General features: G+C 73.1%; 2 protein-coding genes (1 of these 2 running past the window's edge). Both read left to right on the forward strand.

Annotated elements, in window-relative coordinates; all coding sequences use genetic code 11:
- Positions 1–48 precede the first annotated feature (48 nt).
- Positions 49–13185, forward strand: coding sequence for a type I polyketide synthase (locus BJY18_RS33240; protein WP_184783809.1), 13137 nt, complete (start codon positions 49–51; stop codon positions 13183–13185).
- Positions 13185–17813 carry the 5' portion of a type I polyketide synthase gene (locus tag BJY18_RS33245; protein ID WP_184783810.1) on the forward strand. Its footprint extends 4362 nt past the window's final position, so 4629 of the gene's 8991 nt are visible here — the first part of the coding sequence; it begins with the start codon at positions 13185–13187; the stop codon falls past the right edge of the window. The genes BJY18_RS33240 and BJY18_RS33245 overlap by 1 nt, the downstream gene beginning before the upstream one ends.

A 17813-nucleotide genomic window follows, 5' to 3' on the forward strand; every position in this document is an offset into this window, starting at 1 on the left:
CGTGCGAACCGACGTGCAGAGCGACGTGCAATCAACGAGGTGGCGTAGGTGAGCGAAGAAAAGCTCCGGTACTTCCTCAAGCAGGTCACCGCGAACCTGCACGAGACCCGCGGCAGGCTGCGTGAGCTGGAGGCGGCGGCAGGGGAGCCGATCGCGATCGTCGGACTGGGTTGCCGCTATCCCGGCGGGGTGCGCGGGCCGGCCGACCTGTGGCGGGTCGTCGCGGACGGGGTCGACGCGGTCGGTCCGTTCCCCACCGACCGCGGCTGGGACACCGCGGGCCTCGGCTCCGGCGCCGAGCGCCAGGGCGGGTTCGTGCCGGAGGTGCCGGAGTTCGACGCGGACTTCTTCGGCATCTCACCGCGGGAAGCACTCGCGATGGATCCGCAGCAACGGCTGCTGATGGAAGTGGCCTGGGAGACGCTGGAGCACGCGGGCATCGACCCGGTGCGGCTCAAGGGGTCCCGCACCGGCGTGTTCGTCGGTGCCACTGCTTCGGGGTACGACTGGTTCTCCCGCGAGCACGGCGGCGCCGAGGGACACCTGGTGGCGGGCAACGCGATCAGCGTGCTGTCCGGGCGCCTCGCCTACACGCTCGGGCTCACCGGCCCGGCGGTCACGATCGACACCGCGTGCTCGTCGTCGCTGCTGGCGATCCATCTCGCGATGCGCTCGCTGCGCTCCGGCGAATGCTCGATGGCGCTCGCGGGCGGCGTGATGGTGATGGTCACGCCCGGCATGTTCGGCGAGTTCGCACGCCAGGGCGGTCTCGCGTCCGACGGCCGCTGCAAGGCGTTCGGTGCGGACGCGGACGGCACCGGCTGGGGCGAGGGCGCGGGTCTGGTCGCGCTGGAGCGGCTGTCCGACGCGCAGCGGCTGGGGCACGAAGTGCTCGCCGTGCTCCGCGGCGGCGCGGCGAACCAGGACGGCGCGTCGAACGGCATGACCGCGCCGAGCGGTCCCGCGCAGCGCCGCGTGATCCGCGCCGCGCTCGCCGACGCACGGCTCACCGCGGCCGAGGTGGACGTCGTCGAGGCGCATGGCACCGGCACCGAGCTTGGCGACCCGATCGAGGCCGACGCCGTGCTCGCCACCTACGGGCAGGACCGCGCGGAGCCCCTGTGGTTGGGGTCGCTCAAGTCCAACCTGGGCCACACCCAGACCGCGGCGGGCGTCGCGGCCGTGATCAAGATGGTCCTCGCACTGCGGCACGGCGTGCTGCCGGCGACGCTGCACGCCGGGGAGCCGACCCCGCACGTCGACTGGTCCGCGGGCAAGGTCGCGCTTCTGCAGGAGGACGTCGCCTGGCCGGCGGGCGAACGGCCGCGCCGTGCCGGGGTGTCGGCGTTCGGCGCGAGCGGGACGAACACGCACCTGATCCTCGAGGAAGCACCGGCCGCCGAGGAGAACTCTCGTCGTGAGTCCACTGTGGACGAGCTGGTATGGCCCCTGTCCGGCCGCACCGCCGAGGCGGTCACGGCGCAGGCCCGGCGGCTGCGGGACCACCTGAGCGCGCACCCGGAGCTGGACCCGGCCGACGTCGGGTTCTCCCTCGCCACCACCCGGGCCGCGCTGGACAACCGCGCCGTACTGACCGGCACCGCTGCGGACGTGCGCACGGCACTGGACCGGCTCGCGGACGGCGATGCGTCGGCAGCCGTCACCGGGGTGGCGGCCACAGGCCGGGTCGGCTTCGTCTTCGCCGGGCAAGGCAGCCAGAAGGCCGGGATGGGGCGCGCCCTGCACGCGTCGAATCCGGTGTTCGCGGCCGCGTTCGACGAGGCGTGCGATCTCGTCGAGGCCGAGCTGGGACACCCGGTCCGCGATGTCGTCCTCAGCGAGGGCGAGGACGACCGCGCGGACCGGACGCTCTACGCGCAGACCGGGTTGTTCGCCGTCGAGGTCGGGCTGCTCGCGCTGCTCAAGTCGTACGGGATCGTGCCGGACGCGGTCGCCGGGCATTCGGTCGGCGAGATCGCCGCTGCGCACGCGGCCGGCGTGCTGTCACTGGCGGACGCCGCGAAGCTGGTCGCGCATCGCGCGCGGCTGATGGAGGCGCTGCCGGAGGGTGGCGCGATGGCGGCGATCGAGGCGACCGAAGCGGAAATCGCCGGTGAGCCGGTGTCGCTGGCTTCGCTGAACGGTCCGCGGTCGGTGGTCGTGTCGGGCGCGGCGGATGCCGTGGACGCGGTGGTCCAGCGGTGGCGCGAGCGCGGCAGGCGAGTACGGCGGCTGCGGGTGAGTCACGCGTTCCATTCGGACTTGATGGAGCCGGCGCTGCCCGAACTGGCGCAGGTCGCGGACGGGCTGACGTTCTCGGCGCCGCAGGTGCCGTGGGCGGGCGCCCTGACCGGCGAGCTGGTCGGTGCGCCGGACGCCGGGTACTGGCCCGCGCAGGCGCGAGGCGCGGTGCGGTTCGCCGACGCGGTGGAAACCCTGGCGGCACAGGGCATTTCGGTGTTCATCGAGATCGGTCCGGACGGCACGCTGTCGTCCATGGGCGCCCGGGTGCTGCCGGACGCCGTGTTCGTCCCGTTGCTGCGTGGCAGCGTCGCCGAGGCGCTTGCCAAGGCGCACGCGCACGGCGTCAAGGTGGAGTGGTCGGCGGTACTCGGCGGCCGCCGAGTCGACTTGCCGACGTACGCGTTCCAGCGGCGTCGTTACTGGCCGGACACCTCGAAGCGCCGCACTGCCCCGTCAAGTCCGCTGGCCGACCTGCGGTATCGCGTCTCGTGGACCACGGTGCCCGAGACCGGCGGCGCGAAACTCGACGGCAGCTGGCTGATCGTCGGCGGTTCGGCTGAGGTCGGGCACGCCCTTCGCGCGCACGGCGCTGAGGTCGTTTCCGTCGAGAACGCCGCTTCGCTGCCGGACGGCGACTTCGCCGGGATCGTGCTGGAGTTCGATGAGACACCGCACCCGGACTTCCCGGAGCTGCCGGTCGGGATCACCGATGCGCTGCATCTGGCGCAACGCGTTTCGAGTCCGTTGTGGATTGTCACACGTGGCGCGGTCGTCGACGGCGTACGGCCGGTGCAGACGCAGGCGTGGGGCCTCGGCCGCGTGGTCGGCCTGGAGCACCCGGAGCGTTGGGGCGGGCTGGTCGATCTGCCGTCCACCTGGGACGAACGCACTGCGGCGCGGCTGTGCGCAGTGCTCACCGGCACCGAGGACCAGGTGGCCGTGCGTCGGTCGGGTGTCCTCGCTCGGCGGCTGGACCGCGCGCCGGAGCCGTCGACGACGACGTGGACGCCGCGGGGCAGCGTGCTCGTCACCGGCGGCACGGGCGCCATCGGTGGCCACACCGCGCGCTGGCTCGCCTCGCGGGGTGCCGAGCGGATCGTGCTGACCAGCCGTACCGGCCCGGCGGCCGGGATCACGCTGGCCGCCGAACTGGCCGAGGCCGGTTCAGCCGTGGACGTCGTCGCGGCCGACGTCGCCGAGCGCTCCGAGGTTTCCGCGCTGCTGGACCGAATTCCGGACCTGCGTGCGGTGGTGCACGCCGCCGGGGTGGGCCAGTCGACGGCGCTGGACGACGCGACGGCCGAGGAGCAGGCCGCGGTCACGCGGGCGAAAGTGGCCGGTGCGACGCACCTGGACGAGCTGACCGGTGACCTCGACGCGTTCGTGCTGTTCTCTTCGATCTCGGCTACCTGGGGCAGCGCATGGCAACCCGGGTATGCGGCCGCCAACGCTCACCTCGACGCGCTCGCCGAAGCACGCCGTGCCCGCGGCGCGGCGGCGACCTCGGTCGCCTGGGGACTGTGGGGCGGCGACGGTCTCGGTGCCGGAGACGGTGGTGAGCAGGCGCGCCGCCGTGGGCTGCGGCCGATGGACCCGCAGGTCGCCATCAGGGCGCTGGCCCAGGCGCTCGACGGTGGCGAAACCCTCCTGACCGTCGCCGACGTCGACTGGGACACCTTCGGACCGGCGTTCACCCTGCGCCGCCCGAGCCCCCTGCTGTCGGCGCTGCTGCCGGAGCCGGAGGAGCCCCCGGCGCGATTCAGCGGCCCGCCACCGGTCCACGACCTGGTCGAGCTGGTCCGTGAGCGCACGGCGGCGCTGCTCGGGCACGCGTCGGCCGCCGACGTCGACCCGGCCCGCGCGTTCAAGGACCTCGGCTTCGACTCGCTGCTGTCGATGGAACTGCGCGACCGCGTCTCCAGTGCGGTCGGGATGCGGTTGCCCGCGACGCTGGTGTTCGACCACCCGACCCCGGCGGCGCTGGCCGCTTTCCTGCGTCGTGAGCTGGCAGGGGACACGCCGGAGCCGGGCACCGTCGTGGTCGCCGCACCGGACGGCGAACCACTCGCGATCGTCGGACTGGGTATGCGGCTGCCCGGTGGCGTGAGCACGCCCGAGCAGCTGTGGGACCTGCTGGTCAGCGGTACCGACGCGGTGGGTGCGTTCCCCGCCGACCGCGGCTGGGACACTGCCGGCGCCGACTACGCGAGCGTTGGCGGCTTCCTCGCCGATGCCGCCGAGTTCGACCCGGGCTTCTTCGGGATTTCGCCGCGCGAGGCGCTGGCGATGGACCCGCAGCAACGTCTCCTGCTGGAAGTGGCGTGGGAAGCGCTCGAGCGCGCGGGCATCGACCCGACAACGCTGCGTGGCTCGCGCACGGGCGTGTTCGCCGGCGCCGCGGCCTCGGGCTACGGCACGGGCACGGTGCTGGAAAACGACAGCCACCTGCTCATGGGCACCGCGACCAGCATCCTGTCCGGCCGCATCGCGTACGCGCTGGGGCTGGAGGGCCCCGCGGTCACGGTGGACACCGCGTGCTCGTCGTCGTTGGTCGCGCTGCACCTCGCCGTGCAGGCCTTGCGCTCCGGTGAGTGCACGCTGGCGCTGGCTGGTGGCGTCACGGTCATGTCGGACCCGGACGTGTTCGCCGAGTTCGCGCGACAGCAGGGTCTCGCTTCGGACGGCCGGTGCAAGGCGTTCGCCGCCGACGCGGACGGCACCGGTTGGGCCGAGGGTGCGGGGATGGTCGCCGTCGAGCGGCTTTCCGACGCGCAACGCAACGGGCACCAGGTGCTCGCCGTGGTCCGGGGCAGTGCGACGAACCAGGACGGTGCGTCGAATGGTCTGACTGCGCCCAACGGTCCTTCGCAGCAGCGGGTGATCCGCGCGGCGCTGGCTGACGCGCGGCTGTCCACTTCGGACGTCGACGTCGTTGAAGCACACGGCACCGGCACTGCGCTGGGCGACCCGATCGAGGCGCAGGCGTTGCTGGCGACGTACGGGCAGGATCGGGCCGAGCCGTTGTGGCTGGGTTCGGTGAAGTCCAACTTCGGGCACGCGCAGCAGGCCGCCGGGGTCGCGGGCGTGCTGAAGATGGTGCTCGCGCTGCGGCACGGTATGCTCCCGGCGACGCTGCACGCTTCGGCGCCGTCACCGCACATCGACTGGACCACGGGCAAGGTCGCGCTGCTGCAGGACCGGGTCGAGTGGCCCGCCGGTGACCGTCCGCGCCGGGCCGCGGTGTCGGCGTTCGGGATCAGCGGGACCAACGCGCACGTGATCCTGGAAGAGGCTCCGGCACTCCACGCACCTGCCGATCCCGGCAAGCACCGTCCCGTGTGGACGGTCTCCGGCCGGGACGCCGGTACGCTCGCGGCGCAGGCCGCCACACTGCGTGATCATCTGGTGGCGCACCCGGAGCTGGACCCGGCGGACGTCGGCTGGTCGCTGGCAACCACGCGCACCGCCTTCCACCACCGCGCCGTCGTGCACGGTGACGACCTGCTCGCCGGGCTCACCGCCGTCGCGGCCGGGGAGACCGCGCCTGGCGTCGTGACGGGCTCGGTGCGGCCGGGGCGGATCGGGTTCGTCTTCGCCGGTCAGGGCAGTCAGCGAGCCGGGATGGGCCGCGCGCTGCACGCGTCCAGCCCGGTGTTCGCGGCGGCGTTCGATGCGGCCTGCGACCTGGTCGAGGCCGAGCTGGGCCACCCGATCCGCGACGTCGTGCTCGGTGCCGGTGACGACGAGCGCGCGGATCAGACGTTGTACGCGCAGACCGGGTTGTTCGCGGTCGAGGTCGGGCTGGTCGCCGTGCTCGCGGCGCACGGGATCCGGCCGGACGCCGTGGCCGGGCACTCCGTCGGTGAGGTCGCCGCGGCCCACGCGGCGGGCGTGCTGTCGCTGGCGGACGCCGCGAAGCTGGTCGCGCACCGCGCTCGGCTGATGCAGGCATTGCCCACGGGCGGTGCGATGGCGGCGATCGGAGCCGACGACGTCGAGGTGCCGGACGGTGTTTCGCTGGCCGCGGTGAACGGCCCGGATTCGGTGGTCGTGTCCGGTGACGAGGACGCGGTCGAGGTCCTGGCCGAGCAGCATCGCGCGCTCGGCCATCGGGTGCGGAAACTGCGGGTGAGCCACGCTTTCCATTCGCACCGGATGGACCCCGTGCTCGACGAGCTGACCGTGGTGGCCGGAAGCCTCACGTTCGCTTCGCCGGAGATCCCGTGGGCCGGCGCGCTCGACGGTGCTCTGGTGACCGAACCGGACGCGGCGTACTGGCCGGGCCAGGCACGTGGCGCCGTCCAGTTCGCCGCGGCAGTGGAAACCTTGGCGGACCAAGGTGTTTCGGTCTTCATCGAGATCGGCCCGGACGGCACACTGTCGTCGATGGGCGCCGGCGTGCTGCCGGACAGCGTGTTCGTGCCGGTGCTGCGCAAGGACCTCCCCGCTGCCGACGCCCTTCGCTGCGCCCTCGCCCGTGCCTACGTGCACGGCGCACCGCTCGACTGGTCCACCGTCCTCAGTGGACGTACGGTCGAGCTGCCCACCTACGCCTTCCGTCACCGCCGGTTCTGGCCGGAGCGGACCGTGCGCACCACGGGGGCGGACTCGGGCTTCTGGACCGCCGTCGAGTCCGGGGACCTCACGTCGCTCGCCCTCGACGCCGACCGCCCGCTCCGCGAACTGCTACCCGACCTCGCCGCCTGGCACCGTCGTGAGCAGGACGACGCGGTCCTCACCGGATGGCGCTACCGGACCAGCTGGGTGCCGGTCAGCGCCTCCGCCGCGACGCTGTCCGGCACCTGGTTGCTGGTCGGCGACGGCCCGGACCTCGCCGCGGCGCTGGCCACGCACGGCGCCGACGTGGTCACCTTCCCGGAGGGCGAACTCACCGGGATCGTGCTCGCCTTCGATGAGTCCCCGCACACCGAGCACCCGACGGTTCCGGCAGGCATCGCCGACGTGCTCGACCTCGTCCGCACGCACGACGCGCCGCTGTGGGTCGTCACCCGCGGCGCGGCCGGCCTCGACGGCGAGCGCGTCTCCGCGGATCAGGCACAGGCGTGGGGCCTCGGCCGGGTCGCGGCGCTCGAACACCCCGAACGCTGGGGCGGTCTGATCGACCTTCCGTCCACGGTGGATGAAAAGGCTGCGGACCGGCTGTGCGCTGTGCTCGCGGGTCTCGGTGAAGACCAGGTTGCGGTGCGCCCGTCCGGGCTGCTTGCCCGCCGTCTCGTGCACGCTCCCGCGCCGGCCGCGGCCACGGCGTGGCAGCCCCGCGGCAGCGTCCTGGTCACCGGTGGCACGGGCGGCCTGGCCGGACACGTGACGCGCTGGCTTGCCGACCGGGACGTGCCGAGGGTGGTGCTGACCAGCCGTTCCGGGCCTGCCGCCGCGATCACCACGGCCGCCGAGCTGGCCGGCCGGGGGACGGCGGTGGAGGTGTTCGCTGCCGACGTCACGCGCCGCGCGGACGTCGCCGCGCTGGTCGGCCGCATCGACGACCTGACCGCCGTCGTGCACACCGCGGGCATCGGCCAAGCCACCCCGCTGGCCGACACCGACGTGGCCGAGCATGCCGCTGTGACCGCCGCGAAGACCCTCGGCGCGCGGCACCTGGACGAGCTGACCGGCGACCTCGACGCGTTCGTCGTGTTCTCCTCGATCTCCGCGACCTGGGGCAGCGGCCTGCAGCCCGCCTACGCCGCGGGCAACGCGTACCTCGACGCCCTCGCCGCGGACCGACGTGCCCGTGGCCTCGCGGCGACCTCGGTCGCGTGGGGACTGTGGGACGGCAGTGGCATGGGCGTCGGCGAGGCGGGTGAGACGCTGCGTCGTCGTGGCTTGCGAAAGATGGCGCCCCGTAAGGCGATCCGCGCGCTCGCACAAGTACTGGACGCGGGCGAGCACCACGTCACCGTCGCCGACGTCGACTGGGCCCGCTTCGCTCCGACCTTCAGTCTGCGCCGGCCGAGCCCGCTGCTGAGCAGCCTGCGCGAGGTCGTGCGAGCGCTCGCGGAGCCCACCGCTGAGGCACCCGGTGGCGGCACCGAACTGGGCCGGGCGCTGGCCGGACTGTCGCGCGCCGAGCGCACCCGGCGGCTCGTGGACCTGGTCCGCAAGGAAACCGCAGGAGTGCTCGGCCACGGCGGTGACGACGAACCCGGCGGACTCGGCGAGGTACAGGACGACCGCGCGTTCCGCGATCTCGGCGTCGACTCCCTGACCTCGGTCGAACTGCGCGACCGCCTGGCCGCGGTGACCGGGCTGCGGCTCCCGGCGACGCTCGTGTTCGACCATCCGGCTCCCGCCGTGCTCGCGGATTTCCTGCACGCCGAGCTGTTCGGCGCGGACGACGTCGCGGAAACGACCGTCGCCGCCGTTGCCGACGAGCCCATCGCGATCGTCGGCATCGGCTGCCGCTACCCGGGCGGCGTGACCGGCCCCGAGCAGTTCTGGGAGCTGCTGTCCTCCGGCACCGACGCGGTCGCCGGTTTCCCCGCCGACCGCGGCTGGTCGGTCGCGGAGGACGCTTCTTCGCCGTACGCGCACCGCGGCGGTTTCGTCTATGACGCCACCGAATTCGATCCGGCCTTCTTTGGGATCTCCCCGCGTGAAGCGCTCGCGATGGATCCGCAGCAACGGTTGTTGCTCGAGGTTTCCTGGGAGGCGCTGGAACGCGCCGGCCTGGACCCGCACGCGTTGCGGGGCAGCAGGACCGGTGTGTTCGCGGGCGCTTCGGCCTCCGGCTACGGCGAGTTGATGACCGGCACGCCGGGTGCCGCGGGCTACTTGCTCACCGGCAACGCGGGCAGCGTGATCTCCGGTCGCGTCGCCTACACGCTCGGACTGGAGGGCCCCGCGGTCACGGTGGACACAGCGTGCTCGTCTTCGCTGGTCGCGCTGCATCTCGCGGCGCAGGCGCTGCGGTCGGGTGAGTGCTCGCTGGCGCTCGCGGGCGGCGTTGCCGTGATGGCCACGCCGGGTGCCTTCGCCGAGTTCTCCAAACAACAGGGACTCGCCTCCGACGGCCGGTGCAAGGCCTTCGCCGACAACGCCGACGGCACCGGCTGGGCCGAGGGCGCCGGGATGCTGGTCGTGGAACGGCTGTCCGACGCCCAGCGCAACGGGCACCGCGTCCTCGCGGTCGTCCGCGGCAGCGCGACCAACTCCGACGGCGCGTCCAACGGCCTGTCCGCGCCCAACGGCCCGTCGCAGCAACGCGTGATCCGCGCGGCGCTGTCCGGCGCCGGACTGTCCACTTCGGACGTCGACGCGGTCGAAGCACACGGTACCGGCACCTCGCTGGGCGACCCGATCGAAGCGCAGGCAGTGCTCGCGACCTACGGGCAGAACCGGTCCGAGCCGCTGTGGCTGGGTTCGGTGAAGTCCAACCTCGGCCACGCGCAGACCGCGGCCGGGGTCGCGGGCGTGATCAAGATGGTGCTGGCGTTGCAGCACTCGCGCCTGCCGCGGACGTTGCACGCCGACGAACCGTCCACGCACGTCGACTGGTCGGCCGGCGCGGTGCGCCTGCTGCGGGACGAGGCCGAATGGCCCGCGGGCGGCCGGACGCGGCGCGCCGGGATCTCGGCCTTCGGGATCAGCGGGACCAACGCGCACGTCATCGTCGAGGAAGCTCCCGCCGCTGAACCGCCGGCACCCCGGACACCCGTGGTGACCGGCGCCGCGCCGTGGGTGCTGTCCGGCCGTACCGCCGGCGGGCTCGCGGCCCAGGCGGGACGGCTTCGGGAACACGTCCTCGCGCACCCCGGGCAGGACCCCGCCGACGTCGCGCGGTCGCTCGCCACGCGGCCGGTGTTCGAGCACCGTGCTGTCGTGCCGGACGTGGCCGGGCTCGCCGCGGTCGCGACCGGCCAGCCCGGCACGGGCGTGGTGACCGGGACCGCGGCCACACCGGGGCACACCGTGTTCGTCTTTCCTGGCCAGGGCAGCCAGTGGCTCGGTATGGGGCGGGAGCTGGCTTCGGTGTCGCCGGTGTTCGCTGCCCGCTTGGCGGAGTGCCGGGACGCTTTGGCGCCCTACTTGGACATGGATGCCGCGCTGGCTGGTGATCTGCAGACTGCGGATGTGGTGCAGCCCGCGTTGTGGGCTGTGATGGTGTCACTCGCGGCGGTGTGGGAAGCGGTGGGTGTTCGGCCGGACGCCGTCGTGGGTCACTCACAAGGCGAGATCGCCGCCGCCGCGGTGGCGGGGCACCTGTCGTTGGGGGATGCGGCGAAGGTGGTGGCGCTGCGCAGTAAGGCGCTGACGGCGTTGGCTGGTCGTGGCGGGATGTTGTCGATTGCCGAGTCCGCGGACGCTGTGCGAGCCAGGATCGAGCAGTGGGGTGACCGGGTTTCGGTGGCCGCGGTGAACGGCCCGGTGTCCACTGTGGTCAGTGGTGAGCCCGAAGCGTTGCGTGAGCTGGCCGAAAGCACCGATGCGCGGACTCGGATGGTTCCGGTGGATTACGCCTCGCACTCGGCGCAGGTCGACGAGCTGCGGGACGAGATCGTCCAGCAGTTGCGAGGGATTGAGCCCTGCGAGGGGAAGATTCCGCTGATCTCCGCGATGAGTGGCGAATGGAACCCGTACCTGGACGCGGAGTACTGGTTCGCGAGCCTGCGCGAGACGGTCGAGTTCGAACGCGCCGTCCGGACGCTCGGCGAGACCGGCCACGGTGCGTTCCTGGAGATGTCCCCGCACGCTGTTCTCACCGGGGCGATCACCGACACCCTCGGCGATCCGGTCGCGGTCGGCACACTGCGGCGCGACGACGGCGGTGCGCAACGACTGGTCACCTCGTTCGCGGAGGCGTTCACGCGTGGTGTCCGCGTCGACTGGAGCGCGGTCACCGGCGGCAGGCTCATCGACCTGCCGACCTACGCCTTCCAGCGTGAGCGCTACTGGCCCGAGCCACGCGTCAGCACCGAAAGCGGTGAGGAGTCCGGCTTCTGGGCCGCGGTCGAGCACGGTGACCTGGGCGAGCTCGCCGACGCGCTGTCCGTGGACCAGCAGAGCCTCGGCGCGGTCGCCCCGGCGCTCGCACGCTGGCGCCGCCGGGAACGCGACGAGGCCGCGGTCACCGGCTGGCGCTACCGGATCACCTGGACCACTGTGCCCGACCGGCCCGCGGCGCTGTCCGGCACCTGGCTCCTCGCCGGTGACGCTCCCGAGATCGCCGCGGCTCTCACCGCGCACGGGGCGGACGTGTGCTCGGCCGACCTGGACGTGCTGCCCGGGAACGTGCGGGGCGTGGTGTCCGTGCTCGCGCTCGACGACAGCCCCAGCGACGGACACCCGATCGTCCCGCGTGGGCTCGCCGACACGCTTTCCCTGGTACAGCGGGGGATCGACGCACCGCTGTGGGTGCTGACCCGCGGCGCCGTGGCGACCGGTCCCGGGGAGACACCGAATCCGCGACAGGCGCAGGTGTGGGGGCTGGGCCGGGTCGCCGGCCTGGAACATCCCGAGCGCTGGGGCGGCCTGGTCGACCTGCCGCCCACGTGGGACGAGCGGGTCGCGGACCGGCTGTGCACGGTGCTCGCCGGCCCCGAAGACCAGGTCGCCGTGCGGGCGGGCGGGATGCTCGCCCGACGTCTGGTGCACGCCCCGAAGCCGGGTCCGGCCGCGCCGTGGGTGCCGCGCGGCACGGTCCTCGTGACCGGCGGCACGGGCGCGGTCGGCGGGCACGTCGGCCGCTGGCTGACCGAACGCGCGACCGCGCGCGCCGTGCTGACCAGCCGTTCGGGGCCCGGCGCGGACGGCGTCGCCGGCCTCGCGGCGGACCTCGCCGGGAACGGCACCGCCGTGGACGTCATCTCCTGCGACACCGCCGAACGTGACCGGGTCGCCGGGCTGCTCGACCGGATCGCCGCGACCGGGCCGGCGCTGTCGGCCGTGGTGCACGCGGCCGGGGCGGGCGGTGGTGGCCCGGTGGCGGGCACGACCGTGGCGGACCTCGCGGACGTCACCGAGGCGAAGATCGCCGGCGCCGTCCACCTCGACGACCTGACCGACGACCTCGACGCGTTCGTCCTGTTCTCCTCCGGCGCGGCGACCTGGGGCAGCAGCTACCAGCCCGGGTACGCCGCGGGAAACGCGTTCCTCGACGCCCTCGCCGAATCCCGCCGCGCCCGCGGTCTCGCCGCCACGTCGGTGGCCTGGGGACTCTGGGGCGGCGGCGGCCTCGGCGGTGGCGAAACCGGTGAGCAGTTGCGCCGCTTCGGCCTGCGCACGATGGATCCGCGGCTCGCGGTCCGCGCGCTCGGCCAGGTGCTCGATGGCGGCGAGACCGCGGTGACCGTCGCGGACGTCGACTGGAGCACGTTCGCGCCCGCGTTCACGCTGCGACGGCCGAGCCCGCTGCTGTCGACGCTGCCGGAAGCGGTGATCGAACCCGTGGTGGAAACCGGTTCCACCGAGGGACTGGCCGACCGGCTGGCCGAGGCGCCGCGCGGGGAGCAGGACCGGGTGCTGACCGAGCTGGTCCGCGCCGAGGCGGCAGCCGTGCTCGGCTACGCCGGGGCGGACGCGGTCGAGCCCGGGCGGGCGTTCCGTGAGCTGGGTTTCGATTCGCTCACCGCGGTCGACCTGCGCAACCGGCTCACCGCGGCGACCGGCCTCGCGCTGCCGGCGACGCTGGTCTTCGACTACCCGAACCCGGCTGTGCTGGCGGGGTTCCTGCGAAGCGAGCTGTGCGGCGGCGACGACGGCGAGCCCGTCTTCGTCGACCTGGACCGGCTGGAAACGACCCTCGAGGGCATTCCCGAGGGCAGTGAGCTGCGCGCGGACGTGACCGCGCGCCTGCGGACCGTGTTGTCCAAGTGGCTGGACGGGCACGCGGGCTCGTCGGAGGAGGCCGTCACCGGCCGGCTCGAGGCGGCCTCCGCCGACGAGGTCCTCGACTTCATCAACAACGAACTGGGGATGGCGTGATGGCGGATGACCAGCAGCTGCTCGGCGCGCTGAAGAAGCTGGCCGCGGACCTCTACCAGACCCGCGAACGCGTCAAGCAGCTCGAATCCGGGGAGAACGAGCCCATCGCCGTGGTCGGCATGGGCTGCCGCTACCCGGGCGGGGTCACCGGGCCCGGCCGGTTGTGGGACCTGGTCGTGGCCGGCACGGACGCGGTTTCCGGGTTCCCGTCCGACCGCGGCTGGGCCGACGCCGAGACCGGCTACGCGCGCCAGGGCGGGTTCGTCCACGACGTCGCCGACTTCGATGCCGCGTTCTTCGGGATCTCCCCGCGCGAGGCGCTCGCGATGGACCCGCAGCAACGGCTGCTGCTCGAAGTGTCGTGGGAAGCGCTGGAACGCGGCGGGATCGATCCGCATTCGCTGCGTGGCTCCCGGACCGGGGTGTTCGCCGGCGCTTCGTCGTCGGGTTACGAAGCCAACCTGGCGGGCACCGACGCCGGCGGTGAGGGGTATCTCCTGACCGGCAACGCGATCAGCGTCATCTCCGGCCGCGTCTCCTACACGCTCGGTCTCGAAGGTCCGGCGGTCACGGTCGACACGGCGTGCTCGTCTTCGCTGGTGGCGCTGCACCTGGCGGTCCGCTCGCTGCGCTCGGGAGAGTGCTCGATGGCGCTGGCCGGTGGCGTGGCGGTGCTGTCGACGCCGGGTTCGTTCGTCGAGTTCTCGAAGCAGCAGGGGATGGCCGCCGACGGGCGGTGCAAGGCGTTCGCGGCCGGCGCCGACGGCATCGGCTGGGGCGAGGGCGCGGGCATGATCGTGCTGGAGCGGCTTTCCGACGCCCAGCGGGACGGCCACCCCGTGCTCGCTGTGATCCGCGGCAGCGCGACGAACCAGGATGGTGCGTCCAACGGCCTTTCCGCCCCGAACGGCCCGTCGCAGCAGCGCGTGATCCGCGCCGCGCTGGCCGACGCACAGCTGTCCACTTCGGACATCGACGCTGTGGAAGCGCACGGCACCGGCACTGCGCTCGGCGACCCGATCGAGGCGCAGGCGCTGCTCGCGACCTACGGCCAGGACCGGACGGACCCGCTGTGGCTGGGTTCGGTGAAGTCCAACATCGGGCACACCCAGACCGCGGCCGGGATCGCCGGCGTGATCAAGATGGTGGAGGCACTCCGGCACGGCGTGCTGCCGCGGACCCTGCACGCCGGCGAACCGTCACCGCACGTCGACTGGAGCGCCGGGAACGTCCGCCTGCTGCAGGAGCGGATCGACTGGGCGGATCCGGGCCGTCCGCGCCGCGGGGCGGTGTCGGCGTTCGGGATCAGCGGAACCAACGCGCACGTCATCGTGGAACAGGCACCGGCTGCCGAACCCGCAGAGTCCCCGGAACCGGCCGAGCGCACGATGGTGCTGACGCCGCCGGGCACGGCGTGGCCGGTGTCCGGGCGTTCGGCGAGCGGGCTGGCGGCGCAGGCGGGGCGGCTGCGGGAGTTCGTGCTCTCGCCGGGTACGGACGTCGCCGACGTGGCGTGGTCGCTGGCCACGACGCGGTCGGCGTTCGAGCACCGTGCGGTGGTGCTCGGGGACAACCGGGAGGAGCTGGCGGCCGGGCTCGCCGCGGTCGCCACGGAACAGCCGGGAACCGGTGTGGTGACCGGGATCGTGCCCCCGGGCGGTGCCGGGCGCGTGGTGTTCGTGTTCCCGGGTCAGGGCAGTCAGTGGCTCGGGATGGGCCGGGAACTGGCGGAGGTGTCGCCGGTTTTTGCTGCGCGGTTGGCGGAGTGTCGGGATGCTTTGGCGCCGTACGTGGATTTGGATGTGGCTCTCGCGGGTGGGCTTGAGGGTGCGGATGTGGTGCAGCCTGCGTTGTGGGCTGTGATGGTGTCGCTTGCGGCGGTGTGGCGGGCGGCGGGTGTGCGTCCGGATGCGGTGGTGGGTCACTCGCAAGGTGAGATCGCTGCTGCGGTGGTGGCGGGGAACCTTTCGCTGGAGGACGCGGCTCGCGTGGTTGCTTTGCGGAGTAGGGCTCTGACGGCGTTGGCTGGTCGTGGCGGGATGTTGTCGATTGCTGAGCCCGCCGACGAGGTGCGGGTGAGGATTGAGCCGTGGGGAGATCGGGTCTCGATCGCGGCGGTGAATGGTCCGGTGTCCACGGTGGTCAGTGGTGAGCCGGACGCCCTCCGCGAACTTGCCGAGAGTGCCGATGTGCGTACTCGCATGGTTCCGGTGGATTATGCGTCACACTCTGCGCAGGTTGATGAGCTGCGGGACGAGATTATCCAGCACTTGCACGGGATCGAGCCGCGCGAAGGCGAGATCCCGCTCGTCTCGTCGATGAGTGGTGAGTGGAACCCGCACATGGACGCGGAGTACTGGTACGCCAGCCTCCGCGAAACCGTCGAGTTCGAGCGCGCCATCCGGATTCTCGGCGAGGGCCACGGCGTGTTCATCGAGGCATCGCCGCACGCGGTGCTGACCGCCGCTATCGGGGACACGCTCGATGAGCCCGTCGTGGCCGCCACCCTGCGCCGGGACGACGGTGGCGCCGATCGGCTGGTGACCTCGTTCGCCGAGGCGTACACGCGTGGCGTGGCGATCGACTGGACGACCGTGCTCGACGGACGAGCAGTGGAGCTGCCCACACACGCGTTCCGGCGGCAGCGGTTCTGGCCACAGCCCGCGGTGGCCGCACCGGAGCCGGACACGGCGGAGTCCGGCTTCTGGAGCGCCGTCGAGCGCGGGAACGTGCGTGAGCTGGCCGAAACGCTGGAGGTGGACGACCGCGCGCTCGGCGAGGTGCTGCCCGCGCTGGTGTCGTGGCGACGCCGTGAACGAGCTGAATCCGCGGTGGCCGACTGGCGTTACCGCGTGACCTGGAGCGTGGTGCCGGAACCGGAGTCCGTCCGGCTGTCCGGAACCTGGGTCGTCGTCGGTGAGGACGAGGACTGTGTGCGCGCCCTGACCGACCGTGGCGCGCAGGTGTGCACCATCACCGCGGCCGACCGCGCAGGATTCGCGGCGGCGCTGGCGGGGCTCGACCCGGACGGGGTCGTTTCCGTGCTGGCATTCGACACGACTCCGCTGCCCGGCCATCCGCGCGTGCCCGCGGGGACGGCCGCGAACCTGCACCTCGTGCAGGCCCTCGGTGACGCCGGGATCGACGCTCCACTGTGGATCGTCACGCGCGGCGCCGTGTCGACCGGGCCGGGTGAACTCCTCACGAATCCGGAGCAGGCCCAAGCCTGGGGCCTGGGCCGCGTGGTCGGTCTGGAGCATCCGGAACGCTGGGGCGGCCTGATCGACCTCCCGTCCACTGGGGACGAACGCAGCGCGGCGCGGCTGTGCGCAGTCCTGTCCGGCGGCGAGGACCAGGTCGCGGTGCGCGGCGCCGGGGTGCTCGCGCGAAGGCTGGTCCGCGCGGCCGGGTACCGCTCGGGCCCGGAGCGCTGGGTGCCCCGCGGCACGGTGCTGCTGACCGGCGGAACCGGCTCGACCGGCGGATACGTCGGCCGCTGGCTGGCCGGCCGTGGCGCCGAGCGGGTGGTGCTCACCGGGCGTTCGGGCCCGGCCTCGCCGGGGGTGACGAAGCTGGTCGCGGACCTCGCGGTGGCGGGCAGCGGGGTAGAAGTGCTCGCCTGCGACGTCGCCGAGCGTGACCAGGTCGCCGGGCTGCTCGACCGGATCGCCGCGACCGGGCCGGAGCTGACCTCCGTGCTGCACGCGGCCAACACCGTGTACGTCACGCCGCTGGACGAGACCGACGTCGACGGCTTGTCCGCTTCTCTCGGAGCGAAAGCCGCGGGTGCCCGGCATCTCGACGAGCTGACCGCCGACCTGGACCTCGACGCGTTCGTGCTGTTCTCCTCCATCGCCGCGACCTGGGGCAGCAATGACCACGGTGCCTACGCCGCGGGCAACGCCTACCTCGACGCCCTCGCCGAGGACCGCCGTGCCCGCGGCCTGCCGGGCACATCGATCGCCTGGGGCGTCTGGGACACCCGCGACTGGGACGCCGTGAACGCGGCTGCCGACCAGACCAAGCCCGGCACGGTCACCCCTGCCAAGCTTCTGCGGCAGGGGATGAACTTCCTCGAACCCGGCCGGGCGTTGACGGCGCTGGGGCAGGTGCTGGACGACGACGAGACGTTCCTGGCTGTAGCCGATGTGGATTGGGAGCGGTTCGCGCCGGTGTTCACCGCGGCGCGCGAACGGCCGTTGCTGGAGCTGATCCCGGAAGCCCGGCCGACTGAGCCTGTCACGGCTGCCGAGGAGCCGGCCGGTGAACTGGCGGCGAAGCTGGCCGGCCTCACCGGGCCGGAGCGCCGGCGGGTCGTGACCGAGCTGGTCCGTGGGCACGCCGCCGCGGTGCTGGGCCACGCCTCGGCCGACGACGTGCCGGCAGCGCGGGCGTTCCGCGAACTGGGCTTCGATTCGCTGACCGCGGTCGAGCTGCGTAACCGCATCGGCGCGGCGACCGGGCTGAAGCTGCCGTCCACAGTGGTCTTCGACTACCCGAGCCCGGCTGTGCTGGCGAAGGAGCTCGTCGAGCGGACGTTCGGCGCGGACGCGCCGGTGGTCACGCACAGCCGTGACGTGTCGGCGGAGCCGATCGCGATCGTCGGCATGGGTTGCCGCTACGCGGGC

Origin of the sequence: Amycolatopsis jiangsuensis, from assembly GCF_014204865.1 — a bacterium.
Taxonomy (GTDB): domain Bacteria; phylum Actinomycetota; class Actinomycetes; order Mycobacteriales; family Pseudonocardiaceae; genus Amycolatopsis; species Amycolatopsis jiangsuensis.